We start from the raw sequence: 24,909 nt of genomic DNA on the forward strand, positions 1-24,909 counted from the left end.
GAGGCGCCATGCGCTTATCGGTGGCGAAGAGTTGGTCGGGCCGGTGTCGACAGTGGTTCAGCCGCAATCAGGAAAATCGGCGCGGCTTGTGCTCCCGCTGCCTTATTCCGGCCCGAGCGCGACGTTGCGGAACGCCTTGACCAGCGATCCCTCGAGCTTGCCTTCCATGCCGCAGAGGATCTGGTAGGCGTCGGGCCGCGGCATCGGCGGCCGGTAGGGCCGCGACTCGATGAGGGCTGCAAAGATATCGGAGATCGTCAGCAGCCGGACGAGATCGGAAATCTCGGAGGCTTTCAGCCCATCCGGATAACCTGAACCGTCAAGATATTCGTGATGGTGCCGCACGCCGTCCAGAATCTCTGGAGTGATGCCGGCTACGCCCCTCAAGAGGTCGTATCCGATCACGGGATGGCGCCGGATGATCTCCTCCTCCTCGGGATCGAGGCGGCCCGGCTTGTCGAGGATCGCCAGCGGAATGCGGGCCTTGCCGATGTCATGCAGGGTCGCCGCCAAGCCGAGTCGCGATACGTCGGCGCCGGAGAAGCCGATATCGAGGGCGAAGCCGACCGCAATGCCGGTGACGAGCAGGCAATGCTGAAACGTGCCCTCGTGATAGCGGCGCACCTCGTCGAGCCATGCCGACAGTCCGTCCCGCCCGACGCGGTTAATGATCTTGGACGTCGCACGCTTCGCATCGGCGACCTTCACCGGCTTGCCAAGGCGCACATTCGAAAACATCGAAGCGAAGGCTGCCACGCCTTCGTCCATGTCCAATCCCGGAGATTCGGCGTTGTCCGCCGCGGCGGATTCCGCCGCTTCGATCTGCGCAACCTTGAGAATGGCTTCCTTGGGGCGCGAAATGATCGAGGTCGCGCCGAGCGCATGAGCCTGCGCCACCATCGAGCGGGAAAGATTGTGAACGACGAACAGCTTCTCAGGAATGCTGGCGAGGTCCTGCAGAACGAACCTGAGCTGATCGACGCGCGGCATCTGCCGCAGGTCGACGTCGACCATCAGCACGCCATGCGACCTGATCCGAGTGCCGTCACCGCCCAGCAGCCAGGGGACCACGGCATGTTGCGGCTCGAGCATCGCCCGAATCGCAGGCAACTTCGTCGGTTCGTCTGTGACAAAATAGACGAGCATTTCGGGGAAAGTCCGTACGCACGAATATTAAAGAAATCGTCCCTCGACGCTGAAGAACAGAAAAGAAAAATTGAACAATCCTGCCCGCGTTGCGGAACACCGGGCCCACACACTCGGTCCCATCGGCATCGGGTACCTTCAACGTACCTCATTGTTGGACATCGAGGCTACCTTGCCGTTAAGCGGCTACCTCGTATAATTACGTACCTCAAATGAGGGACGCGCGGGGTTCGACCTCAAAAGACAGATCGAGGACATCGTCGGTGAGTGATCTGTCGTCTCGAAAAAATTCGGGAACCGAAAGATCGACGCTGTACGCCCTGCTCTCGGTCGGCTGTGTCTCGGTCGGCTGCCTGATCGCCGCCGGCCCGGCATCCGCCCAGGCCAATCTCGCCGGCGCGACCACCAAACTGACGCTGCAGGTCGCAACCGCCATCCTCGGCGAAAAATGCCGCCGCGTCGAGGCGCCGAACCCCGTATCCTTCGCAGCGGTAGCGCTGCACCGGACCTTTCACGACGATTTCGACGCGCATCCGTTGCTGGACAGCAGATGGGCGTCTTACTACGCGGGCGGCGCTGCCTGGCCGGAAGCGCGTTACTGGGGTGGCGAGGGCTCCGATTTCAGGCGCAAGACCAGTTATAATGGCGAACAGCAGATCTATGTCGATCCGCGTTATGGCGGGCGCGAAACAACGCCGCTCGGCCTCGATCCGTTCAAGGTCAGCGACGGCATTCTCTCGATCACGGCCAGCCGCACCCCGCCGGCGCTGAAGGCCGTGCTGTTCAACAATGAATATGTGTCAGGCATTCTCACGACGCAGAGCAGGTTTTCGCAAAAGTATGGATACTTCGAAATCCGCGCCAAGGTGCCGGTCGGCACCGGCGTGTGGCCGGCGTTCTGGATGCTCGCCGATGACGGCGGCTGGCCGCCCGAAGTCGACATCATGGAGGGCCGCGGGCAGCGGCCGGGCGACATCGTGATGACGACGCATTGGCGGATACCGGAGACGCAGCGCGTGGAGCGCTGCGGGTTCGACTTCATCGTGCCGGACGCCGCGACCGCGTTCCACGACTACGGCGTGCTCTGGCAGCCGGATCGCATCACCTATTTCATCGACCGACAGCCGGTCTCCGAGATCAAGGTCCCGGTCGGCTTCCACGAACCCATGTACATGATCGTGAACCTTGCGATGGGCTCGAAGACTCTCGAGGGCGTGGGCTTCGTCGACGGCGAATCGCCTGTGACCGTCGCCTTCGAGATCGACCGGGTATCCGCCTATCAAATCGACGAACGCTGACCGGAGACCAAGATGTTCGGAAAATTCTCGCGCCGGCATTTTGCAAAGCTGGCGGGCCTCTCCGCCCTCGGCATGGCGGCGCGTCCGACTGAAGCCGCCGCCCAAGCAGCAGCCAACCGGCCGGGCCTGGCGAGTTTTCCGAAAGACTTCGTATGGGGCACCGCCACCTCGTCCTATCAGATCGAGGGCGCCGTCAATGAAGACGGCCGCGGCCGCTCGATCTGGGACACGTTTTCCCACACGCCCGGCAAGATCGAGGACGGCACCACCGGCGACCGCGCCAACGAACACTACTACCGCTACAAGGAAGACATCGGCCTGATCCGGGAAGTGGGCGCAAAAGCCTACCGGTTTTCGATCGCATGGCCGCGGATATTTCCGGAAGGAACCGGAAAGCCTAATCCGAAGGGCCTCGACTTCTACGATCGTCTCGTCGATGAACTGCTCCGGCAGGGCATCGATCCCTACGCCACACTCTATCATTGGGATCTGCCGCAGGCGCTCGAGGACAAGGTCGGCGGCTGGCGGTCCAGCGAAACGTCAAAGGCATTCGGCGACTACGCCGGCCATGTGGCCGCGCGCCTGTCCGACCGCGTCAACTCGATCTTCACGATCAACGAAGCCGGAAGGTTCGTGAATTTCGGCTATGGCTGGGGTGTCGACGCGCCCGGCCTCAAACTGCCGGACGCCGACGTCAATCAGGTCCGCCACCATGTGGCGCTGGCGCATGGCCTCGCCGTGCAGGCGATCCGCGCCCATGGACGCAAGGGCACCAAGGTGGGGCCGGCGGAAAACATCGCCGCCTGCGTGCCGGCCTTCGACACGCCGGAGAACGTCCGCGCCGCCGAGATCGCGACGCGCGAACTGAACTCGGGCTTCCTCGGCGTCATCCTGGAAGGCAAATACACTGACGGATTCCTGCAGTTCGCCGGCAAGAACGCGCCGAAATTCACCGACGCCGAATTGAGGATCATCTCGCAGCCGAACGATTTCGTCGGCCTCAACATCTACGCGCCGCAATTCTATATCGCCGCTTCCGACAAGGCGCCAGGCTGGAGCGTGCTGCCCTTCCCTGCCTCATTCCCGCACATGAATTCGGAGTGGCTTCGCGTCGGCCCGGAAACGATCTACTGGGCGCCGCGGCTGGCCGCGAAGGTCTGGAACATCGAGACGATATACATCAGCGAGAACGGCACCTCGTCGGAAGACAAGCTTCGCGACGACGGCCAGGTCTACGACCTGGATCGCATCATGTACTTGCGCAACTATTTGCGGCAATTGCAGCGCGCCACGTCGGAGGGCGTGCCGGTGCGCGGCTATTTCCTCTGGAGCCTGATGGACAATTTCGAATGGATCTACGGTTACGAAAAGCGCTTCGGGCTCTACCACGTCGACTTCAAGACGCAGCGGCGGACGCCGAAACTCAGCGTCGCCTTCTATCGCGACGTGGTGGCGCGGAATGCGATCGGCGTCTGAGCGGCGTCAGTCCTGTCCATATCGCGCGGCCTGCCGCACCGGTGTGAGGATTTCAGACGCGGAGCGCTGCTCGAGGTCGGTTGCCACAGTCGTGACGGGTTGCTGCGCAACCTTGCGCGACGATTCGTGACCTAGAAATGCACCGGCGGCCGTGATCATCAGCACGACATAAAGTACGAACATGCCGCCGACCCACTGCCAGTAAAGCCGGCGGTGGTCAGGTGTCAGGCTTTCGAGTACTCGACGCATGGTTTGCCTCCTCGCAGAACCAGTGCGCTGCGTATACGCCTCAAGTTACAAGGGGGGTGTGACGTACTTCACAGATGTCAATTTGAAGCGGAGAACCCGTGACCGGAGCCGAACTGAAGAAACTTCGCCAGCATCTCGGTGAGGCCATCGGCCGGCCGCTGTCGGTGGCCGACATGGCCAAGCTGTGCGGGCTGCCGGCCGCTGATGGCGCCGATACCATCCGCAAATGGGAGGTCACCGGTCCGACCGGGCCGGTCGCGGAACTGCTGCGCATCCTGGCGATGGCCAGCGACCACTATCCGATCCTCGAAATGTTCAACGTGTTCGACCGCCACGACGTGCCGGTGAAAGAGCGCCCGGCGCGCCGGCAGGCCTTCCGCGAGCAGATGCGCGGCGACGTGCGCCGCCGCATTGGTTAAGCAAAGCTTTCTTCGAGGCGGTAGAGACTTACCGAAATTAAGCCTTTGCTTACCTTTGATTAGGTCTTCATTAAGTACAAAAAACGTTTATCGGCCAATGGGTTGGGTTCAGGCCCGCTGTCACCTCGGAGTGACAGCATTTTAGATAAATGCAGTCTAAGTGCGTGGCCATGTGATGCCCCGCACGAGGGTGTCGCCGAACGGTTTTCGGAGACCAACACCATGAAGAAGATCCTCGCAGCCCTCGTGGCCTTTGCCGCTCTCACCGCCGCCGCACCGGCCCTCGGCGCCGATCTCGGTGCGCGCTCCTACTACAAGACGCCGCCCGCCTATGCGGCACCGCTCTATAACTGGACCGGCTTCTATCTCGGCGGCCATATCGGCGGCGCCTTCAGCGGCAGCAACGATTTCAACGGCACGGTGCTGAGCGATTCCCGCGCCCGCCTGCTCGGCGGCATTCAGGCCGGCCTCGACTGGCAATTCGCGCCGAACTGGGTGCTCGGCACCGAAGGCCAGTATTCCTGGCTCGGCAAGAACAACCTCACCGCCACCTTCCCGGGCGGCTACGTCTACACCAACGATCAGCGCGGCCTTGGCTCGATCACGGCCCGCATCGGCTACACCTGGGGTCCGGGCCTTATCTACGTCAAAGGCGGTTGGGCCTATTCCGACAACAGCGAGCGGGTGACGCTGGCCGGCGTGCCGATCCCCTTCCTGCTCGATGGCAACCACAGCAACGGCTGGACCGTCGGCACCGGCCTCGAATACATGGTCGCCCCGAACTGGTCGGTCAAAGGCGAGTACATGTATTACGATTTCGGCAGCAGCCGCTTCGTGAACCCGGTCGCGCTGGCGCCGTTCGGAAGCTTCCACAATGAGGACCACACCCTGAAGCTTGGCGTTAATTATCGCTTCAACTTCGCAAGCCCGGTGGTCGCACGCTACTGAGCGCTTTCAACCGCGAATTGCAGAAGGCCGGCTTTCACGCCGGCCTTTTTGTTTTGTTCGTTTTCCGGTCCGCGGAAAAACCCGGCAAATGCCGTGCAAGCCAAAATTATGGCGAAAAACGTTCCGGTTTTCCAAACTTGTTAACCGGGTATCGCGATACTGCCGCGCGAGGAAACATCCCAAGGTAGCGTAGACGGGGCAGCGGGCAGATGGCGGTACAATCGAAATCGCGAGACAAGGGTTTTCGCTTCGGCGTCAGGGGCAGTCTGTTTGCCGCATTCGCCGTCATCGCCGGCATGGCGATCGTCATCTCGGCCGGCGCCGGCCTGATGCTCGGGCGGCTCGGCGGGACCATGGTGGACTTGAGCGGACGCGACATTCCCCGCCTCGCCGCCAGCCTGCAACTTTCGGCGCAGAGCGCGAGCCTTGCCAGCCAGGGGCCGGCGGTGCTCGCCGCGCGCAGCGAAGAGGCGCTGAACGATCGCACCCGGAAAATGAAGGAGACCCAGACGGTCGCGCTGCAGAAGCTCGGCGAGATCGTCGAACTCGGCGCCGACAAGGCGGTGGTTGCCGCACTCACCGAGAACATGAAGAACATCGACGAGGTGATCAAAAGCCTCGGCTCGGCCGCGAAGGAGCGGCTCGAACTGGCCGCCCAGCATGAAAGATTGTATGAGGCCGTGCGCAAGGCGCAACGTCGCTTCATTTCTGCCGCCGGCCCCGCCGCGATCGATGCCCAGACCGAACTCTACAGCATCTACGCCGCGCCCCGCTTCTCCCAGGCCGACGCCATCAACGCCCACAAGACGGCCGACCAGCTCGCCGACATCGCCGCCAGCGGCAATATGATGGCGTTCGACATGATCGCCGCGCTGTCGGCGACCAACGGCGATACGCTGGAGACCATCGGCAAGGATTTCCGCACCGCGCAGGCGCGTGTGAAGGCGAATGCGGAGCGGTTGCCGAAGACCACCGCGATGAATGTGGTCCGGCGGGCAACCCTGGAGCTGATTGCGCTTGCCGAGGGCAAGACCGGCGTCTTCAAGGTCCGCCAACAGGAGCTGGATGCCGACGATTACGGTCAGACCATTCTGGAGGAAACCCGCAAGCTCAATGTCGGACTCGGCATCAGCGTGCAGCAGCTGGTCGACGCCGTACAGAAGGAAACCGACGCCGCCGCGTGGCAGGCGCGCCAGGAGATCTCGTTCGGGACCATGGTCATGCTCGCCCTCGGCATTGGAACGCTGGTCGGCTCGGTGCTGTTCGTCTGGCTCTATGTCGGCCGCAACATCCTGCGGCGGATCAGCAACCTGCAGCGCTCGATGCAATTGCTGTCCAGCGGCGATCTCGAAACGCAGGTCTATCAGACCCACCATCAGGACGAGATCGGCGTCATGGCCGACTCGCTGCAGGTGTTCCGCGAGAGCATGATCCAGAGCCGCGCGCTGTCTGCCGAACAGGACAAGGACCGCATCGCCAAGACCGAGCGCGCCAACCGCATGGAAGCCCGCATCGTCGAGTTCGAAACCACCGTTCGCACGGCGCTCGACAGCCTGCAGACCGCGGCGGGCTCGATGCAGTCGACCGCGCAAAGCATGTCGGCGACCGCCGATCAATCCAGCGCGCTGGTGACCGCGGTGGCCACCGCCGCCGAGCAGACCTCGGCCAATGTGCAGACCGTGTCGTCGGGCACCGAGGAACTGTCCTCCTCGATCGAGGAGATCGGCCGTCAGGTCATCACTTCGTCGGAGATCGCCCGCAAGGCGGTGCAAGACGCCGGCGCCACCGACGCCACGATGCAGGGACTTGCGGACAATGCAGCGCGGATCAGCGTCGTGGTCGATCTGATCCAGACCATTGCCTCGCAGACCAACCTTCTGGCGCTGAACGCCACCATCGAGGCGGCGCGCGCCGGCGATGCCGGCCGCGGCTTTGCGGTGGTCGCATCCGAAGTGAAGAGCCTCGCCAACCAGACCGCGAAGGCGACCGACGAGATCCGCCAGCAGATCGTCAGCATGCAGACGGTGACGGAGAGCGCGGTGTCCGCGATCCGCAACATCAGCAGCACGATCGCCGAGATCAACGAGGTGACGACAGCGATCGCGGCTGCGGTCGAGGAACAGGGTGCGGCAACACGCGAGATCGCGCGCAACATCCAACACGCCGCCGGCGGCACCAGCGAGGTCTCCAACAACATCGTCGGCGTCTCCAGCGCCTCGGCGCAGGCCGAGACCGCCGCCGACGAGGTTCTGACCGCCTCCGACGCGCTGCGCCGCGAGGCCGACGTGCTGCGCGAGGAAATCGACGCGTTCCTGTCGAATATCCGGGCGGCGTAGCTAGAACATCGTCATTCCGGGGCTGTGCGAAGCATAGAACCCGGAATCTCGAGATTCCGGGTTCGCATCTTCGATGCGCCCCGGAATGACGGCTCAACCCCCTCCCCCCCGTTTTGCTCGATAGCTATCCGCTTTTCAGCTAGCGCCGCGCCGCCTCTACCGCTAAGCCGGTAGCATGCATTCGAAATCCGATACGGTGCAGTCCTCGGCCGAGGCACTGCGATACCCCTTCGAAAGCCACCCCGGCCACGATCAGGTCGTCGAGGTGGTGCCCGGCGTGCTCTGGGTCCGCCTCAAGCTGCCGTTCCGGCTCAATCATGTGAACATCTACCTGCTCGCCGACGGCGACGGCTGGGCGATGATCGATTCCGGCTTCGGCAATGAGGAAACCATCACGGCCTGGACGACCCTGTTCGAGGGGCCGCTGCGGCATGTGAAGATCACGCGGCTGATCGTCACCCATTCGCATCCCGACCACGTCGGCCTTGCCGGGTGGATCACCGAGCGCTTCGACTGCCCCTTGCAGATGTCGCAGGTCGAATACCTGCAATCGGTCTATCACCAGAACCGCGGCACCGCAGAGCGGGTCGGCGCGCAACGGCTGTTCTTCCGCCGTCACGGCATGGACGAGAGCCTGACCGACAAATTGATGAGCCGCGGCCAGGATTATTTGAAGCGGGTTTCGGTGCTGCCGCCGTCCTACCGCCGCATCTCGCATGGCGACGAGGTCGTGATCGGCACACGGCGCTTCAAGGTCATCACCGGCGGCGGCCACGCGCTCGACCAGGTGATGCTGTACTGCGCCGCCGATAAATTGTTCCTCTCCGCCGACCAGGTGCTGAGCAAGATCTCGCCCAATGTCAGCGTCTGGGCGGTCGAGCCCGACCAGAACTCGCTCGGCGAATATCTGGCGTCGCTCGCCAGCCTCACCACCACGCTGCCCTACGACGTCATGGTGCTGCCCGGCCACGGCGTGCCGTTCTACGGGCTGAAGACCCGCATCAAGCAGCTCGCCGACCACCACGAGGATCGCTGCCGCCTGATCGCGGAAGCCTGCCGGGAAGTGCCGCAGACCTCGAAGGAGCTGGTGCCGGTCGTGTTCCACAAGCATGTGCTGGACGAGCACCAGATGGGCTTTGCCGCCGGCGAACTGGTCGCGCACGTCAATTACATGCTGGTCGAGGGAAGGTTGACCTGCGAGGTCACGGACGGCGTGCTGCGGTTCCGCACCACCTGACAACGCAACGGCCCATTGCGTTTCCGGAAACGAAATACCGTGCGTGCGAATCCTGCCTAGCGCCTTGATCCCGATCAACATTTGCGCCGGCTAGGTAGCATCCCGGAGCCACGCCAAAATGTGGGAAATCACATAGACATCAAAGCTGGAAAGGCTCTAAAAAGGCGCCAAGCCAATCCGGCCGGTTCCGTTCCAGGTCTTGTGATGGATTACAGCAAATTTTTCCAAACCGCTCTCAACCGTCTGCATGACGAGCGGCGCTACCGCGTTTTCGCCGATCTCGAGCGGATCGCAGGCCGTTTCCCGCATGCGGTCTGGCACTCGCCGAAGGGCAAGCGCGACGTCGTGATCTGGTGCTCCAACGACTATCTCGGCATGGGCCAGCATCCGAAGGTGGTCGGCGCCATGGTCGAGACCGCGACGCGCGTCGGCACCGGCGCCGGCGGCACCCGCAACATCGCCGGCACCCATCATCCACTGGTGCAGCTCGAACAGGAACTCGCCGACCTGCACGGCAAGGAAGCCTCGCTGCTGTTCACGTCGGGCTACGTCTCGAACCAGACCGGCATCTCGACCATCGCAAAGCTCATCCCTAACTGCCTGATCCTCTCTGACGCGCTCAACCACAATTCGATGATCGAGGGCGTTCGCCAGGCCGGCTGCGAGCGGCAGATCTTCCGCCACAACGACCTCGCCCATCTCGAAGAACTTTTGATCGCGGCGGGTCCCGACAGGCCCAAGCTGATCGCCTGCGAGAGCCTTTATTCGATGGACGGCGATGTCGCGCCGCTCGCAAAAATCTGCGATCTCGCCGAGAAGTATGGCGCCATGACCTATGTCGACGAAGTCCATGCGGTCGGCATGTACGGCCCGCGCGGCGGCGGCATCGCCGAGCGCGACGGCGTCATGCATCGCATCGACGTGCTGGAAGGCACGCTCGCCAAGGCCTTCGGCTGCCTCGGCGGCTATATCGCCGGCAAGGCCGAGATCATCGACGCGGTCCGCTCCTATGCGCCGGGCTTCATCTTCACCACCGCGCTGCCGCCGGCGATCTGCTCGGCCGCAACGGCTGCGATCCGCCACCTGAAAACCTCGAACTGGGAACGCGAGCGCCACCAGGACCGCGCTGCCCGGGTCAAGGCGATCCTCAATGCCGCAGGGCTCCCTGTGATGTCGAGCGACACCCACATCGTGCCGCTGTTCGTCGGCGATCCCGAGAAGTGCAAGCAGGCATCCGACCTCCTTCTGGAGGAGCACGGCATCTACATCCAGCCGATCAACTATCCGACGGTCGCCAAGGGCACCGAGCGCTTAAGGATCACGCCCTCGCCCTACCATGATGACGGCCTGATCGACGGGCTGGCCGAAGCGCTGCTGCAGGTCTGGGACCGCCTCGGCCTGCCCTTGAAGCAGAAATCGCTCGCGGCCGAGTAACCCTACCCCTGCTAATCCCAGCGAATTGGGCTGGTAGCGCGGTGCGCTGCCGGCCCAAAGCGTTTATAGTCTCCCTACGGCTGCTGGCCGTGAAGGGAGATATGCAGCGATGCTGCACGACTGGGGCGTAATCGCCGCCGCGTTCGCCTATATCGGATTGCTGTTCGTCGTCGCCAGCTATGGCGACCGCCTGTCGCCGGCCCAGCGCGGCCGCGCCGGCATGCTGATCTATCCGCTCTCGCTGGCGATCTACTGCACCTCCTGGACCTTCTTCGGTTCCGTCGGCTTCGCCACCCGCACCAGCGTCGACTTCCTCGCGATCTATGTCGGACCGATCCTGATGATCGGGCTTTGCACGCCGCTTCTGCGGCGCGTGATCCAGCTCGCCAAGTCGCAGAACATCACCTCGATCGCCGACTTCATCGCCGCGCGCTACGGCAAGAGCCAGGCGGTTGCCGGCACGGTCGCGATGATCGCGATCGTAGGTTCCGTGCCCTACATCGCGCTGCAGCTCAAGGCAGTGGCGTCGTCGCTGGAGACGATCCTCAGCGAGGACAAGCTGCTCTCCTCGATCCCGATCATCGGCGACATTGCGCTGGTGGTGACGCTGGCGATGGCGGCATTCGCCGTGCTGTTCGGCACCCGCCAGACCGACGCCACCGAGCACCAGCACGGCCTAATGCTGGCGATCGCCACCGAATCCATCGTCAAGCTGGTGGCCTTTCTCGCTGTCGGCGCCTTCGTCACCTTCTGGATGTTCACGCCGGTCGAGCTGATCGAACGCGCGATGAAGACCCCCGAGGCGGTGCGCGCGATCGACTACGTGCCCTCGCTCGGTAATTTCCTCACCATGACGCTGCTGTCGTTCTGCGCGATCATGCTGCTGCCGCGGCAGTTTCACGTCAGCGTGGTGGAGAACTCCAGCCCCGAGGAGGTCAACCGCGCCCGCTGGCTGTTCCCGCTCTATCTGGTCGCCATCAACCTGTTCGTGATTCCGATCGCGATCGCCGGCCTCGTTACCTTCCCGTTCGGCGCCGTGGACAGCGACATGTACGTATTGGCGCTGCCGATCGAGGAGAATGTCCCGCTGCTCAGCATTGCCGTCTTCGTCGGCGGCCTGTCGGCCGCGACCGCGATGGTGATCGTGGAATGCGTCGCGCTCTCCATCATGGTCTCGAACGACATCATCCTGCCGCTGGTGCTGCAGCGCGGACCCGCAACGCGCGACGGCAGCAAGGATTTCGGCGACTTCCTGCTCAGGATCCGGCGCTTCGCGATCTTCGCCATCATGGTGATGGCGTATTTCTACTATCGCGCGCTCGGCAATGCGCAACTGGCGGCGATCGGCCTGCTGTCATTCGCAGCGCTCGCCCAGCTGGCGCCGGCCTTCTTCGGCGGGCTGTTCTGGCGCCACGGCACCGCACGCGGCGCCATGACCGGCATGCTGGTCGGCTTTGCCGTGTGGGCCTATACGCTGTTTCTGCCGAGCTTCCTGGAGGGCAATCCCACCGGTCTCCTTCTGCTGCAACACGGACCATTCGGCATCGAGGCGCTGCGTCCGCGGGCGCTGTTGGGCGCCGATCTGCCGCCGCTGATGCATGGCGTGCTCTGGTCGCTCTCCCTCAACATCCTGACCTACATCGTGATGTCGATCGCGCAACGGCCGTCGTCGATCGAACGGCTGCAGGCGGACCTGTTCGTGCCGAACACGCTGACGCCGATCACGCCGACGTTCCGGCGCTGGCGGACGACCGTTACCGTGCAGGACATCCAGAGCACGGTGACGCAGTATCTCGGCCCCGAGCGCGCCGCCCAGGCCTTCCAGACCTTTGCCGCCGATCATCCCGGCCGTCTCGATCCGGCCGCACCGGCCGATTTCGAATTGCTGCAATATGCCGAACGCCTGATCGCCTCCTCGATCGGCGCAGCCTCCTCGCGCCTCGTAATGTCGCTGCTGTTGCGCAAGCGCACCGTCTCCGCCAAGGCCGCGCTGAAGCTGCTCGACGATTCCCACGCTGCGCTGCATTTCAACCGCGAGATCCTGCAGACCGCGCTCAACCATGTGCGCCAGGGCATCGCGGTATTCGACGCCGACCTGCAATTGATCTGCTCGAACGCGCAGTTCGGCGAGATCCTCGCGCTGCCGCCGCACCTCATGCAACTCGGCATTCCCTTGCAGGAAATTCTCGAATTCATAGGCGCGATCAGCGCATCCGGCGCCGGCGATCCCGGCGTGTTGCTGCATCGGCGTCTAAAGGCCTACACCACCGAGGGCGAGTCCTATCTGGAACGCCTGACCGACCGTCACATGGTGATCGAGGTGCGATCCAACCGGATGCCGGGCGGCGGCGTCGTGATCACCTTCTCCGACGTCACCCCGAGCTTCGAGGCGGCTGAAGCGCTGGAGCGCGCCAATGCGACGCTGGAAAAGCGCGTGCGCGACCGCACCGAGGAACTGACGCGGCTGAACTCCGAACTGGCGCAGGCCAAGAGCACCGCTGAGGACGCCAACATCTCGAAGACCCGGTTCCTGGCCGCGGCCAGCCACGACATCCTGCAGCCGCTCAATGCGGCGCGGCTGTATGTGACGAGCCTCGTCGAACGGCAGAACGGCGGCGAGGATTCGCGCCTGGTCGAGAACATCGACGACTCGCTGGAGGCGATCGAGGAAATCCTCGGCGCGCTGCTCGACATCTCGCGGCTCGATGCCGGCGCGATGACCACAGCCATCACCAGCTTCAAGATGGCCGACCTGATGCGCTCGCTCGAGATCGAGTTCGCACCGATCGCGCGCGCCAAGGGGCTGGAGTTGACCTTCGTGCCCTGCTCGCTGCCGGCGGAATCCGACCGGCTGCTGCTACGCCGGCTGCTGCAGAATTTCATTTCCAACGCCATCAAATATACCCCGCGCGGTCGCGTGCTGGTCGGCTGCCGCCGCCAAGGACAATCCCTGAAGATCGGCGTCTACGATACCGGTGTCGGCATCCCGGTCGCGAAACGCGGCGAGATCTTCAAGGAGTTTCACCGCCTCGAACAGGGCGCGCGGATCGCGCGCGGCCTCGGCCTCGGCCTTTCCATCGTCGAGCGGCTGGCGCGGGTGCTCAAGCACGGCATCGCGATCGACGCCAACGCCAGCGGCGGCTCGGTGTTCTCGGTGACGGTCCCGGTCGCCAAGGGAATCAACCATACCGCCGCCGTCACCAGCGCGACGCCGCTGTCGAAGACGCCGATGAGCGGCGCCCTGATCGTCTGCATCGAGAACGATCCGGCGATCCTCGACGGCATGAAGACGTTGCTGACCGCGTGGGACGCCGAGGTGATCGCGGTGGCCGATCCCGAGGCCGCGATCGCAGCGATCGAAGCTTCCGGCAACAGCGTGACCGGCCTTCTGGTCGATTATCATCTCGACCGCGGCAACGGCGTCGCCGCGATCCGCGAGATCCGCCGCCGCTTCGGCGAGAACATTCCGGCGATCCTGATCACCGCCGACCGCAGCCCGAACGTCCGCGCCGCCGCACGCGAGGAGAATATCGCGATCCTCAACAAGCCGGTGAAGCCGGCCTCGCTCCGCGCCCTGCTCGGCCAGTGGCGTGCGCAGCAGATGGTGGCGGCGGCGGCGGAGTAGTGCACGCCGTCGTTCCGCGGCGCCTTGATTATCCCGGCGGCGTGCCCTGGCGCCACTGGCCGCCGGAGATCTTTGCCGCCGCGATCACCGCCTGCGTCCGGCTTTCGACGCCGAGTTTCTGCAGGATCGCCGAGACATGCGCCTTGATGGTCGCTTCGGAGACGCCGAGTTCGTAGGCGATCTGCTTGTTGAGCAGGCCCTCCGACAGCATCATCAGCACCCGCACCTGCTGCGGGGTCAGCGTGACCAGGCGGTCGCGCAGCCGCGCCATGTCGGGATCGTCGGCCGACGACAGATCGGTGTCCGGCGGAACCCAAACGTCGCCCTCCATCACCTTCATGATGGCGACGCGCAGCGTCTCGACGCCGAAGCGCTTTGGGATGAAGCCCGAGGCGCCGAAATCCAGCGACCTGCGGATGGTACCGGCGTCGTCGCTGGCGGATACGATCACCACCGGGATCGCCGGATATTGCGCGCGCAGATAGATCAAACCGGAGAACCCCGATATCCCCGGCATAGTGAGGTCGAGCAGGATCAGGTCGACCTCGGAGTCCCGCTCCAGCAGCGCGGTGAGATCGTCGAACGACCCGGCCTCGCTGATGGCGGCCGATGCCACGACGCTCGCGACCGCCTGCCGCAACGCGTCGCGGAACAGCGGGTGGTCGTCGGCGATGACGAGATGGGTATTGGCAGTAGCAGCAGTCATCTGATCCAGGCGCCCGACAAGAGGTCGGAAAACGTGCAACTCGTTGCTGATCGACAGCAATTTGATTGTCCACCGTCGGGGGGCGACTTGCAAGGCAACCTTGCCCGCGTTGCGCAAAAGCAGTTAATCCGCGCCGATTTCCTGCAAATGGTGCAGCGCAAAAAACTACTAACTTCGGGAGCGTCGCGCCATCATCCCACCAACGAGGAACTCCGGGAAAAATGCCTTCGCTTTCGCGGAACACCTCGCGTCAATTCTTGAACAGCAGGTCGCGGCCCAGCTCGTCGATGGTGGAAACCGCAGCGAGCGCCGCGCGCAGCCGATCGAGGTCACGGGCTGACAATCGCTTCACGGCGACGGCGTTGGAGGGCTGGATACCGTGGGCGATGTCCTCGAGCTGCTGCGACAGAATGAGATCGAGAAAGACCCCCTGCGCTTCGCCGAGCGCGTCGAGATCGCTCTCGCTGGCCCGAACCTTGGCCTTCACGCCTGCCAGTCGCGCCGACGTCGACCGTTCCATGACGTGATAGCGGATCGCCATCGCGCGCACCCATGAAATGAGCCCAAACAGTCCAGCCGCCTTGAGGTCGATGCGGCCGGCGACCGTGCGGATTCCGCCGAAAAACTTCAGGCTCGGAGGAGCGCTGACGTTCTCGACTAACAGCTTGGCGAACGCGACCTGGCCTTCGGCCGCCGCGAAGGCCGCCTGGCGCACCGAGACGGCAAGGCCGCCGTTGCCATGAACCGCCCGCAGGTCGAAGAAGATATCGACGGACAACAGATCGGCGGGACGGGAACGCGTGATCCACTTGTCGATCCGGTCGCGCCATGTGGCCACCGAGCCGCGCCAGGATGGATTCTTCGCCATGACGCCTCCGCGGCAATAAGGCACGCCGACCTCGTGCAGGATATCAGCGACATGCGCCCCCAACGCTGCAAACCAGCGATCCTCCTCGCCATCGGGCTCGCCCTGCGCGAAGATCAACGCGTTGTCCTGATCCATCGCCAACAGGCTCTCGCCGCGTCCGGCCGAGCCGAGCACCAGCAGCGCATAGTCGCACGGCGGCTCGCCCCGGCCGTTCTCCCGCATGATTCGTTCGGCGATCACCGCGGCCTGGCGGGAAAGAGCGCCCAGCTCCCGGGAAATCACCTCGGCGATATCGCGTCCGGACAATCCCTCCGCCAGAAGCATTTGCGCGACACGAGGCAACTGCGCCCAGGCCGCCGACAGCGCATGCGCGTCGGTGGCCTCGTCGATCTCGTCGCCGAGCGATATGGCATCGCCTGCGCGCAGACGCAGCAGATCGCGCGCCGACAATGCGCCGATCACGCAGCCCTCCTCGTCGACGACGCCGAGATGGCGGGTCTTGAGACGATACATCCGGCCGATCGCGCGGTAGACAAACGCGTCTGCCGGGACCGCCGCAAGCGGCCGGCTCATGATCTCGGCGACCGGCTGTCGCAGTGCCGGGGCGCCGTCCCGGGCCAGGGCGCGCAGCACGTCGCGCTCCGTGACGATCCCCGCGTCAGCCGCCTTGATCTCCGGTTCCGCCTGCGGCCCGTGGACGTAGACCGCCGATATCTTCTCGTCCGTCATTCGCACCAGCGCCTCGCCGACCCTGGTATCCGGTGAGACGAAGATCACGGGTGTCCGCATGATGCCGCGGATGCGGTGGCGAAACGGATAGCTGTCGAAGCGCTTCAGCGTTTGCTCGGTATCGACGCAGGCCGTGGCCTCGACCGCCTCGATCCACCCGCTCCGCACCTGATCGTCGAGCACGGCAGTAAGCGCGCGGCAGGCGCGTTCGGCCTCGGCAACGGTGCGGATGCCGCGCTCACGCAGCTTTGGCACCAGCGCCAGAAATAGCCGCGCCGTCGTGATCGCGTCACCCAGCGCGGTGTGACGTTCGGAAGCTTCGATTCCGAGCCAGCCGGTGAGCTTTTCCAGCGTGTAGCCGGCCAATTCGGGAGCGACGATCTCGGCGAGCAACCGGGTATCGAGCGTTCGCGGCCGCGACCACGGCAGATCGGCCAGATCGCATTCGCGCTTGAGCATCGCCAGGTCGAAACCCACCGTGTGCCCGATCACGAGGGATCCATCGACAAACGCGTCAAAACTCGGCCAAACGTCCGCAAACACGGGCGCCGCCGCTACCGCTGCATCGTCGATGCCATGGATGCGTGTCGCCTCGGCCGGGATCGTCTCGCCTGCCGGCCGCAGCAACTGACGAAACGACACGTCGGCCGCCAGCTTCCCTGCCGAAAGGCGGACCCCGGCAAGCTCGACCATCCGCGCCTTGCGTGGATCGAGACCGGTGGTTTCGGTATCGATGACCACGGCGTCGAGTGACAAAAGCGAAGCGCCGCCGTTCGTCCTGATCATCGCTCCCTCGCGTCGCCGGGTCGCGGTGTCGGGTCGGCGATGGCCGCGTCCGGACGCCGCCCTATTTCAATAACGCTCCGGTGACGGCGGCCGCGTCGATCCGGTCGATCAACTCGTCATGGATGTTGCACAGGCTGACGCGCAAGTAATTGCGCGTCGTATCGAAGTCTCGCCCGCGCAGCTTTTCGTGGATCGGCATCATGGCAAAGTAGCTCTCCGCCAGGGGATCAGGGATGTCCATCACCCGCTTCGGCGCGTGCCCCCCGACCAGATCGAGCCGGTGCTCCAGCTCCCGCCGCGCCTCCTGCCAGCCCGCCTCACCGATCGATGGCGGCACCGGATAGCGATCGAAGACCGAAAGGACGACCGTGATGATCCGGTCGAGCACCGCCCGGCGATCGGCGCCGGCATGCGGACGCAGGACCACGTCTACCGTCTCGCCGACCATCGCGAGACCCAGCGGAAACGCCTGCCAGCGCGCATGTTCGACCGACCGGGCAAACCCCTCCTCGGCAAACAGCACCTTCGCGTAGTGCCCCGCGCGCGCCCGCGAATATTCGAAGATTCCCTTCTGCACAATGAAGGCGGATTGGGCATCGATGAAGTCCGCAAGCGCCTCGCAGTCCCGAATGGGCGGGCGCGGTCGAAACAGTTTTCCGAACAGCTTCATTGCGGTCTCCTGCCTGATCGGCGCGAGGCAACTTGGTCAGCAGCTTACCCTATCCGATCCCGCAAGGTTCAAGGTTCTCAGCACCGCGTCGTTAGCAGTTGCGGCAATTCCCTATCCGAATTGCTTCACCCTCTTCGCAAACGCAACAAATAATACCCCCGAAAGTCTAATGAAGGCCCGACGATTCGTAGTGTTACCCTGCGTTGTCTCCAAAATCGGCGCAAGACCGATAGAGCAGCGGCAAAGGGGGGGCGCCGCACTGAAGGGATTTGCATTCCCCTCGATCATTCATACCGGCGGCTTTTTTGCCGGCCCATGCTTTGAAGGAGAAATGCAAGCTATGCCTGACTCTACAAGCATCAAACAGAAAGAAGAAGCTCACTGGCGCAAGACGTCGCGCCTGATGTTTACCCATCTCGCCATCTGGTTCTTCTTCGGCTTCATCATCCACATGTTCGTGAAGCCGCTCAACAATATCGTCATTCCGATTCTCGGCTTCCCGCTCGGCTTCTACATGGCGGCGCAAGGGTCGCTCATCGCCTTCGTGGTCATGCTGTTCATGTTCGCGAAACAGCAGGACAAGATCGATCGCGAATTCGGCTTTGCCGAGGAAGATTGAGGGGATGAGATCATGGCCACACAAGCCACCACCAGCACCTCGGATTTCATCAAGAATCTGGGCAGAATGTACGGCACCTATACCGGAGGGTTCCTGTCGTTCATCATCCTGCTCGCGATTCTCGAACAGGTAGGCGTTCCGAACAAGATACTCGGATATCTGTTCGTGTTCTTCACGCTCGCGGTGTACGCCATCATCGGGGTGATGACGCGAACCGCTGAGGTCTCCGAGTATTATGTCGCCGGACGGCGTGTCCCGGCTTTCTATAACGGCATGGCGACGGGCGCCGACTGGATGTCAGCGGCTTCCTTTGTCGGCATGGCCGGCACCTTGTTCCTGCTCGGTTATGACGGCCTCGCATGGGTGCTGGGTTGGACCGGCGGATTTGTGCTGGTGTCGATCCTGATCGGACCGTACCTGCGCAAGTTCGGCGCCTATACCGTACCCGACTTCCTGTCGTTCCGGTACGGCGGCAACTTCGCCCGCTTCCTCGGCGTGATCGTGCTGGTCGCCTGCTCCTTTACCTATGTAACGGCGCAAATCTACGGCACCGGAATCATCGCCTCGCGCTTCCTCGGAATGCAGTTCGAGCTTGCGGTCTTTGCGGGCCTTGTCGGCATTCTGCTCTGTGCGATGCTGGGTGGCATGCGGGCGGTGACCTGGACGCAGATCGCACAATACATCGTGCTGATCATCGCCTATCTGACGCCGATCGTTATCCTGTCCACGATGAAATACGGGATTCCGATCCCTCAACTCACCTACGGGCAGGCAATCGCGGATATTGCCGCGCGCGAGCAACAAATGCTGGCGAACGGTCTGACGACCGCCGCAACGCTAAAGCCGCACATCCAACCCTTCATCAACTATAGCCCACTCAACTTCTTTGCGATCATCATGTGCATGATGGTCGGCACGGCGTCGTTGCCGCACATCCTGATGCGTTACTTCACCACCCCGTCGGTGCGTGAGGCACGCCAGTCGGTCGCCTGGTCGTTGCTGTTCATCTTCCTGCTGTACTTCTCGGCGCCGGCCTATGCGGCGTTCTCCAAGCTGGAGGTCTACACCAACATCATCGGGCGCGACCTGTCCGCCATTCGCCCCTGGTTGTTCAGTTGGGGTGAACTCGGGCTGATCCAGATCTGCGGCAAGAATGCCAGCGGCATCGATGCGGTGATTGCCGCCTGTAAAGCGATCGCCGATCATCCCGGGGTCGTGCGGCTGCAGGACTTCGTGATCAATACGGACGTGATCGTGCTCTCCACGCCGGAGATCGCGGGACTTCCCTATGTGATCTCGGGTCTGGTGGCAGCGGGCGGCCTCGCCGCCGCGCTCTCCACCGCCGACGGCCTGCTGCTCGCCATCGCCAACGCGCTGTCGCACGACATCTATTACAAGATGATCGATCCGAACGCTCCGACCATTCGCCGCCTCACGGTGGCACGCGCCCTCCTGGTGGGCGTCGCCGTGATCGCAGCCGCGACGGCCGCAACCAAGCCAGGCGACATCCTGGCCATGGTCGGCTGGGCGTTCTCGCTCGCGATGGCCGGCAACTTCCCGGCGCTGGTGATGGGCGTCTGGTGGAAGCGGACGACGGCAACGGGCGCCATCTGCGGCATCATTGCAGGCTTCGGGTTGTGCCTGTTCTATCTCGTGACAAGCCGGTACTTCCCAGGCGCAGGTGTAAAGTATTTCGGCATGACGTCGCTGCTGAACCCCGTCACAGGGGCTCCGGTGGTCGATGTCGCGAAGGCCATGGCATTGCCCAATGCCATGGAAAGCTTCCCGACATTGGCTCACCCGCTGGCGAACAAGGTCGGGTGGTTCAACCTCAACAATATCTCGTGCGGATTGTTGGGAGCGCCATTGGGCTTCGCGGTCATCTACATCGTCAGCAAGCTCGGCAGGGAGCCATCGGCCGAAATGCAGGCCTACATCGACGAAATCCGGAAGCCGCGCGGCAGGACGGTGCTGGAGGAGAAGACTACCTAGGTTATTTGACTGGAGATCGATGGACGGGGCCCTTCATGGGCCCCGTCTTTTGTTGGTGGCACCTTCTCCGTCTTGCCCTGATATCGCGCTCTTGCCATTGTTGACGGAGAGCGGCTGGCGGCGATGCTCGGCCGGTTGTCTCACTATCAGGCTGCGAGGAGAAACGTCCTTGGATATCGCAAGCTCGCTCGCGGCATATTGGTACTTTCATCTGCCTAATTTTATTCTTGCGGTGTTGATGTACACGTTGCTTGGCCGCGTCCTGCTCGGCCTGATGGTGGATGCGGACTCGCCGAACTACATCTGGCGGTTCTTCTGCCGGATCACCGATCCCGTCGTCGCCGCCGTCGCAATCGTGACGCCCAAGGTCACCCCGCCCGTCCTGATTTGGCTGTTCAGCTTCGTCTGGCTGTTCTGGCTGCGCGTCGCGCTTCACTACACATTGCTGCTGTTCAATCTGGCGCCCCGGATTGGTGGAGCCGCATCATGAGCCGCAATTTCTATTTCATCGGAATCGCATTCTTCGGCATGATCAACGGCATCTTCAACCAGCTCGCGCTGATTTTCACGCTGCTGTACGTCCAGTTACTCGCCGGCCCGCTGCTGTTTGGCAGCCTGTCCCTGACGCTGATGTTCGCATCCCTGATGGTTTCGACCGCAACCGTCATCCTTGGCGGGATTCCGGCGGCGATCTACGAGCGGGTCACCGGAGCCTCGGAATCAACCGACGCATCGCTCTGGATATGGCTTGCGGGAACCGCCCTTCTGGCGCTACCGGCCACCGGTAACTTTCTCAAGATCGGCCTGTAACGGCCCATGAGCGGAGTTGAGCACGGGTCGCGCTACCGCTACCCTGCGGCCGGCTTTTGAACCGGCATCTATCCTTGATTGACGGGGTGGCGGATCATGGAAGAGATGCGCCGTATCGCCTACGAAACAGTGCTTCGTGCCTGCGGCTTCGCCTCGCTCGCCATCTTCTGCGTCATGATCGGACTGTCATTCCTGCCGCGCTCTGCCTTCCAGGCCGGCGGCTTTCTCAGCATCCTGATGACACTGATTCTGGTGTTGAAAGCCTGGGAAGCCCGGACCAAGGACCACCGCCGCACCGAGATGTGGCTCTATCTTCCCAAGGAAAACCGTCCGCCCCAGGCCTCCGCGCAACGGACGGTTTCGATGGTCATGCGCGAGACTTATTTGCTGTTCGCGAGCTGGACCGCAGTGATTTCCATCGTGATGTGGAGTATCGCGCTCATCTTTTCAGTCATTGGACTTTAGTCCGAAGCTGCGCCGACAAACGGCGAATCAAACTATTGCAGCAGCCAAAAACGGCGAGAAAACGCTGCCGATCCCACCGAAAGTACTATTGGGCCAAGCTTCGCGAACATGTAGTGAAGCTCACAATTGCGCGTCGATCTGACGCAACGCTTATCTGCGCGATCATAAAAAAGGGGAGCGAATCGGAAATGTCGACAATTACTGCCACATCCGGCAAGGCTGCGGGAATGACAAAGGACGAACGTTTCGTCATTGTCGCCTCCTCGCTGGGCACTGTCTTCGAATGGTATGATTTCTACCTCTACGGATCGCTCGCCAGCATCATCGGCGCGCAGTTCTTCTCGGCCTATCCGCCGGCAACCCGCGACATCTTCGCGCTGCTCGCCTTCGCCGCCGGCTTCCTGGTCCGCCCGTTCGGCGCCATCGTGTTCGGACGTGTCGGCGACATCGTCGGCCGCAAATACACCTTCCTCGTCACCATTCTGATCATGGGCCTGTCGACCTTCATCGTCGGCCTACTGCCCAATGCTGCGACCATCGGCATCGCAGCCCCGATCATCCTGATCGCATTGCGCCTGCTGCAGGGCCTCGCGCTCGGCGGTGAGTACGGCGGTGCGGCAACGTATGTTGCCGAGCATGCGCCGATGGGCAAGCGCGGTTACTACACCTCGTTCATTCAGACTACCGCGACGCTCGGCCTGTTCCTGTCGCTGCTGATCATCCTGTTCACCAGAACAATCCTAGGAGAGCCTGAGTTCGCGGCATGGGGCTGGCGCATCCCGTTCCTGCTCTCGGTCGTGCTGCTCGGCATCTCGGTCTGGATCCGGCTGCGGCTGAACGAGTCGCCGGTCTTCCAGAAGATGAAGGAGGAAGGCAAGGGCTCGAAGGCTCCGCTGACCGAAGCCTTCGGCAACTGGAGCAACGGCAAGCTCGTGCTGATCGCACTGCTCGGCGGCGTGATGGGCCAGGGCGTGGTCTGGTACACGGGCCAGTTCTACGCGCTGTTCTTCCTGCAATCGATCCTTCAGGTCGACGGCTACACCGCCAACCTCCTGATCGCCTGGTCGCTCCTGCTCGGCACCGGCTTCTTCATCGTGTTCGGCGCGCTGTCTGACAAGATCGGCCGCAAGCCGATCATTCTGGGAGGCTGCCTGATTGCGGCGCTGACCTTCTTCCCGATCTTCAAGATGATCTCGACCAACGCCAACCCGACGCTGGAAAAGGCCATCGAATCGGTGAAGGTGCAGGTCGTGGCCGACCCGAAGGGCTGCGGCGACCTGTTCAACCCGGTCGGCACCCGCGTGTTCACCGCGCCTTGCGATCTGGCCCGCGACTTCCTCGCGAAGTCCTCGGTGAAGTACGACACCGTCGCTGGTGCCGCCGGCTCACCCGTGCTGATCCGCATCAACGGCAAGGACGTGCCCTACACCAAACCGGCTGACTCCAACGCCGGCGCGACGGCCGCCCTGCAGGAAGCCGGATATCCGAAGCGCGGCGCCAACCCGACGCTCGTGAAGATGAACCACCCGTTTGACATCTTCAAACCGCAGGTCGCCGCCATCATCGGACTGCTGTTCATCCTGGTGATCTACGTCACCATGGTGTACGGGCCGATCGCGGCGATGCTGGTCGAGCTGTTCCCGACCAAGATCCGCTACACCTCGATGTCGCTGCCCTACCATATCGGCAACGGCTGGTTCGGCGGATTGCTGCCGGCGACCTCGTTCGCGATCGTGGCCGCTACCGGCGATATCTATGCCGGTCTCTGGTATCCGATCATCTTCGCCTCGATCACCGTGGTCATCGGCTTCTTCTTCCTGCCGGAGACCAAGGACGTCGACATCACGAAGTAACCGGGTTCACACTCATCAATCACGAACCGGCCGCGGAGCGATCCGCGGCCGGTTTGCTTTTTTCACGGTTCTCAATCGGTCATGCCGGCGAACTGCAGCACGATCTCGCGGCGGTGCGGCCGCGCGCGGTGCTCAACCAGATAGATCGCCTGCCAGGTGCCCAGCGCGAGCGCGCCCTGCAGCACCGGCACGTGTAGCGAGGTCGCGGTCAGCATGGTCTTGATGTGCGCGGGCATGTCGTCCGGTCCCTCGGTGTCATGACGCCAGCCGGCGTTTTCCGGCGCGAGCCGGTTCAGCGCCGTCGTCAGATCGACGAGCACGGTCGGATCGGCATTCTCCTGGATGGTCAGCGACGCCGAAGTGTGACGGATGAACAGCGTCAGCGCGCCCTCGCGTGCCCGCGCCTCACGCAGGAATTTTGCGACTTCGGCGGTGAGATCGGTGAAGCCCCTGCCCGAGGTCTGCACCGTCAGCAGCGAGGACACGATGGTGTTGGCACTGACGACGGAGGGGGCCGTGCGGGAAACGGATCTGGGTGAGCTCATAAAGATTCTCTCCACACGTCGTCCCTGCGAACGCAGGGACCCATAACCACAGGCGTTCATTGTTGCGGATGGTATCAACTCTCATCGCGCAAAATCGAGAGGCCGCGGCGTATGGGTCTCTGCGTTCGCAGGGACGACGGGAGCCCCGTCAAATCTTGCCGTTGACGTCCCGCTGCACCCGGTTGGCCATCTCGATCAGGCGCCGCCAGGCATTTTCCAGGAACGACATCATGCGATCCATGTCGCGGTCGCTCGGCAGCGGGATTTCGATCTTGCGCTCGCCCTCGGTAACCTTCGGCGGCTTGAGCGAGTCCGCTTTCGGCAGCGGCTCCTCGATCTTGCCGGATACAGTCGGTTCGCGCGAGGCGAGCTCCGACTTCAGCTTTTCATTCTCGGCCTGCAGCCGGCCAATGTCGACCTGCAGGCGGCCGATTTCCGAATCCATCGCCGTGCGCTCGTCGGGCACCGCGTAGCAGGCCCAACCGGCGCCCGAATTGGTACAGGTCGAGACCGCGCCGGTTCTGGTGTCGAGCCGCAATACGCCATCGCCGGCCGGCGACAGCGAATAGCGCCCGTTCTCGGTCTCCGGCAGCGGCCCGGCGAACGCGTGGCCGCCGGCTGCGAGACAGAGCGCGAGCGCGACGGGGCTTAAAAATTTCGAGGACGATTTTGCTGTGCGCATGGGCTTGCTCCCGCCT

At 63.2% G+C, this 24,909-nt stretch carries 21 protein-coding genes; 14 read left to right on the top strand and 7 right to left on the bottom strand.

Translation table 11 applies throughout. The features are described 5' to 3' along the window. Positions 1–102: 102 nt before the first annotated feature. Entirely contained in the window at positions 103–1,092 is a 990-nt protein-coding gene (locus LMTR21_RS36440) for an HD-GYP domain-containing protein (RefSeq protein WP_187399273.1), read from the bottom strand. 365 nt (positions 1,093–1,457) lie between these two features. Here LMTR21_RS36440 and LMTR21_RS36445 point away from each other — a divergent pair, with 365 nt between their 5' ends. Both LMTR21_RS36445 and LMTR21_RS36450 read left to right on the top strand, forming a co-directional pair. Further along, positions 1,458–2,444, top strand: a complete 987-nt coding sequence (locus tag LMTR21_RS36445; RefSeq protein ID WP_430642609.1) for a glycoside hydrolase family 16 protein — start codon at positions 1,458–1,460, stop codon at positions 2,442–2,444. A gap of 12 nt (positions 2,445–2,456) precedes the next feature. Beyond that, the gene (locus LMTR21_RS36450) at positions 2,457–3,920 is read left to right on the top strand and encodes a GH1 family beta-glucosidase (protein ID WP_065752987.1); all 1,464 of its coding nucleotides are present in this window, start codon (positions 2,457–2,459) and stop codon (positions 3,918–3,920) included. Positions 3,921–3,926: 6 nt separating this feature from the next. Here the strand turns inward: LMTR21_RS36450 and LMTR21_RS36455 are convergent, their stop codons facing one another. Further along, positions 3,927–4,169, bottom strand: coding sequence for a hypothetical protein (locus LMTR21_RS36455; protein WP_141688300.1), 243 nt, complete (start codon positions 4,167–4,169; stop codon positions 3,927–3,929). A gap of 98 nt (positions 4,170–4,267) precedes the next feature. Between LMTR21_RS36455 and LMTR21_RS36460 the strand changes: the two genes are divergently transcribed. The 6 genes from LMTR21_RS36460 to LMTR21_RS36485 all read left to right on the top strand — a co-directional run bounded on the left by LMTR21_RS36460 (position 4,268) and on the right by LMTR21_RS36485 (position 14,168). Then, positions 4,268–4,588 carry a helix-turn-helix domain-containing protein gene (locus tag LMTR21_RS36460; protein ID WP_065752986.1) on the top strand — a complete coding sequence of 107 codons (321 nt, stop codon included), beginning with the start codon at positions 4,268–4,270 and terminating at the stop codon, positions 4,586–4,588. 222 nt (positions 4,589–4,810) lie between these two features. Beyond that, positions 4,811–5,536 (top strand): outer membrane protein, encoded by a 726-nt coding sequence (locus tag LMTR21_RS36465; protein ID WP_065752985.1) that lies wholly within the window; start codon positions 4,811–4,813, stop codon positions 5,534–5,536. A 209-nt stretch (positions 5,537–5,745) separates the two neighbouring features. Next, entirely contained in the window at positions 5,746–7,872 is a 2,127-nt protein-coding gene (locus LMTR21_RS36470; RefSeq protein ID WP_065752984.1) for a methyl-accepting chemotaxis protein, read from the top strand. A gap of 175 nt (positions 7,873–8,047) precedes the next feature. Further along, positions 8,048–9,109, top strand: a complete 1,062-nt coding sequence (locus LMTR21_RS36475; RefSeq protein WP_065752983.1) for an MBL fold metallo-hydrolase — start codon at positions 8,048–8,050, stop codon at positions 9,107–9,109. Positions 9,110–9,313: 204 nt separating this feature from the next. Continuing rightward, complete coding sequence (hemA, locus tag LMTR21_RS36480) at positions 9,314–10,543, top strand: 5-aminolevulinate synthase (RefSeq protein ID WP_065752982.1); 1,230 nt, start codon at positions 9,314–9,316, stop codon at positions 10,541–10,543. Positions 10,544–10,652: 109 nt separating this feature from the next. Then, a complete protein-coding gene (locus tag LMTR21_RS36485; RefSeq protein ID WP_065752981.1) occupies positions 10,653–14,168 on the top strand; it encodes a PAS domain-containing hybrid sensor histidine kinase/response regulator in 3,516 nt (1,171 codons plus the stop codon). A gap of 28 nt (positions 14,169–14,196) precedes the next feature. Here the strand turns inward: LMTR21_RS36485 and LMTR21_RS36490 are convergent, their stop codons facing one another. The 3 genes from LMTR21_RS36490 to LMTR21_RS36505 form a co-directional block, all read right to left on the bottom strand. Further along, complete coding sequence (locus tag LMTR21_RS36490; RefSeq protein WP_065753032.1) at positions 14,197–14,874, bottom strand: response regulator; 678 nt, start codon at positions 14,872–14,874, stop codon at positions 14,197–14,199. A 250-nt stretch (positions 14,875–15,124) separates the two neighbouring features. Next, entirely contained in the window at positions 15,125–17,257 is a 2,133-nt protein-coding gene (locus LMTR21_RS36500) for a DUF294 nucleotidyltransferase-like domain-containing protein (protein ID WP_065752980.1), read from the bottom strand. Between the two features lie 61 nt (positions 17,258–17,318). Then, entirely contained in the window at positions 17,319–17,927 is a 609-nt protein-coding gene (locus tag LMTR21_RS36505) for a hypothetical protein (RefSeq protein ID WP_065752979.1), read from the bottom strand. On the opposite strand from LMTR21_RS36505, the gene LMTR21_RS41385 reads away from it, so the two are divergent. From LMTR21_RS41385 to LMTR21_RS36535, 6 genes are all read left to right on the top strand, one after another. After that, entirely contained in the window at positions 17,887–18,546 is a 660-nt protein-coding gene (locus LMTR21_RS41385) for a DUF4212 domain-containing protein (RefSeq protein WP_246174968.1), read from the top strand. The genes LMTR21_RS36505 and LMTR21_RS41385 overlap by 41 nt on opposite strands. A gap of 12 nt (positions 18,547–18,558) precedes the next feature. Beyond that, complete coding sequence (locus LMTR21_RS36515; protein WP_065752977.1) at positions 18,559–20,538, top strand: sodium:solute symporter family protein; 1,980 nt, start codon at positions 18,559–18,561, stop codon at positions 20,536–20,538. Positions 20,539–20,707: 169 nt separating this feature from the next. Continuing rightward, positions 20,708–21,028 carry a hypothetical protein gene (locus LMTR21_RS36520; protein WP_065752976.1) on the top strand — a complete coding sequence of 107 codons (321 nt, stop codon included), beginning with the start codon at positions 20,708–20,710 and terminating at the stop codon, positions 21,026–21,028. Continuing rightward, the gene (locus LMTR21_RS36525; protein WP_065752975.1) at positions 21,025–21,348 is read left to right on the top strand and encodes a hypothetical protein; all 324 of its coding nucleotides are present in this window, start codon (positions 21,025–21,027) and stop codon (positions 21,346–21,348) included. The genes LMTR21_RS36520 and LMTR21_RS36525 overlap by 4 nt, the downstream gene beginning before the upstream one ends. A gap of 96 nt (positions 21,349–21,444) precedes the next feature. Then, complete coding sequence (locus tag LMTR21_RS36530) at positions 21,445–21,813, top strand: hypothetical protein (RefSeq protein ID WP_065752974.1); 369 nt, start codon at positions 21,445–21,447, stop codon at positions 21,811–21,813. A gap of 188 nt (positions 21,814–22,001) precedes the next feature. Further along, positions 22,002–23,666, top strand: a complete 1,665-nt coding sequence (locus LMTR21_RS36535; protein WP_065752973.1) for an MFS transporter — start codon at positions 22,002–22,004, stop codon at positions 23,664–23,666. 71 nt (positions 23,667–23,737) lie between these two features. On the opposite strand, the gene LMTR21_RS36540 is transcribed toward LMTR21_RS36535, so the two are convergent. Next, positions 23,738–24,211: a secondary thiamine-phosphate synthase enzyme YjbQ gene (locus tag LMTR21_RS36540; protein ID WP_065752972.1), complete on the bottom strand. Its 474-nt coding sequence runs from the start codon at positions 24,209–24,211 to the stop codon at positions 23,738–23,740. A 148-nt stretch (positions 24,212–24,359) separates the two neighbouring features. Next, positions 24,360–24,893: a hypothetical protein gene (locus LMTR21_RS36545; protein WP_065752971.1), complete on the bottom strand. Its 534-nt coding sequence runs from the start codon at positions 24,891–24,893 to the stop codon at positions 24,360–24,362. Positions 24,894–24,909: the final 16 nt, after the last annotated feature.

It is taken from the genome of Bradyrhizobium paxllaeri (genome assembly GCF_001693515.2).
GTDB lineage: Bacteria > Pseudomonadota > Alphaproteobacteria > Rhizobiales > Xanthobacteraceae > Bradyrhizobium > Bradyrhizobium paxllaeri.

Bases quoted from the DNA above. Each gene is read 5' to 3' on its own strand.
- LMTR21_RS36535 (WP_065752973.1), top strand. From the start codon at position 22,002: ATGTCGACAATTACTGCCACATCCGGCAAGGCTGCGGGAATGACAAAG.
- LMTR21_RS36515 (WP_065752977.1), top strand. From the start codon at position 18,559: ATGGCCACACAAGCCACCACCAGCACCTCGGATTTCATCAAGAATCTG.
- LMTR21_RS36450 (WP_065752987.1), top strand. From the start codon at position 2,457: ATGTTCGGAAAATTCTCGCGCCGGCATTTTGCAAAGCTGGCGGGCCTC.
- LMTR21_RS36455 (WP_141688300.1), bottom strand. From the start codon at position 4,169: ATGCGTCGAGTACTCGAAAGCCTGACACCTGACCACCGCCGGCTTTAC.
- LMTR21_RS36505 (WP_065752979.1), bottom strand. From the start codon at position 17,927: ATGAAGCTGTTCGGAAAACTGTTTCGACCGCGCCCGCCCATTCGGGAC.
- hemA (WP_065752982.1), top strand. From the start codon at position 9,314: ATGGATTACAGCAAATTTTTCCAAACCGCTCTCAACCGTCTGCATGAC.
- LMTR21_RS36530 (WP_065752974.1), top strand. From the start codon at position 21,445: ATGGAAGAGATGCGCCGTATCGCCTACGAAACAGTGCTTCGTGCCTGC.
- LMTR21_RS36440 (WP_187399273.1), bottom strand. From the start codon at position 1,092: ATGCTCGAGCCGCAACATGCCGTGGTCCCCTGGCTGCTGGGCGGTGAC.
- LMTR21_RS36500 (WP_065752980.1), bottom strand. From the start codon at position 17,257: ATGATCAGGACGAACGGCGGCGCTTCGCTTTTGTCACTCGACGCCGTG.
- LMTR21_RS36545 (WP_065752971.1), bottom strand. From the start codon at position 24,893: ATGCGCACAGCAAAATCGTCCTCGAAATTTTTAAGCCCCGTCGCGCTC.
- LMTR21_RS36470 (WP_065752984.1), top strand. From the start codon at position 5,746: ATGGCGGTACAATCGAAATCGCGAGACAAGGGTTTTCGCTTCGGCGTC.
- LMTR21_RS36490 (WP_065753032.1), bottom strand. From the start codon at position 14,874: ATGACTGCTGCTACTGCCAATACCCATCTCGTCATCGCCGACGACCAC.
- LMTR21_RS36485 (WP_065752981.1), top strand. From the start codon at position 10,653: ATGCTGCACGACTGGGGCGTAATCGCCGCCGCGTTCGCCTATATCGGA.
- LMTR21_RS41385 (WP_246174968.1), top strand. From the start codon at position 17,887: ATGGGCGGGCGCGGTCGAAACAGTTTTCCGAACAGCTTCATTGCGGTC.
- LMTR21_RS36465 (WP_065752985.1), top strand. From the start codon at position 4,811: ATGAAGAAGATCCTCGCAGCCCTCGTGGCCTTTGCCGCTCTCACCGCC.
- LMTR21_RS36525 (WP_065752975.1), top strand. From the start codon at position 21,025: ATGAGCCGCAATTTCTATTTCATCGGAATCGCATTCTTCGGCATGATC.
- LMTR21_RS36540 (WP_065752972.1), bottom strand. From the start codon at position 24,211: ATGAGCTCACCCAGATCCGTTTCCCGCACGGCCCCCTCCGTCGTCAGT.
- LMTR21_RS36475 (WP_065752983.1), top strand. From the start codon at position 8,048: ATGCATTCGAAATCCGATACGGTGCAGTCCTCGGCCGAGGCACTGCGA.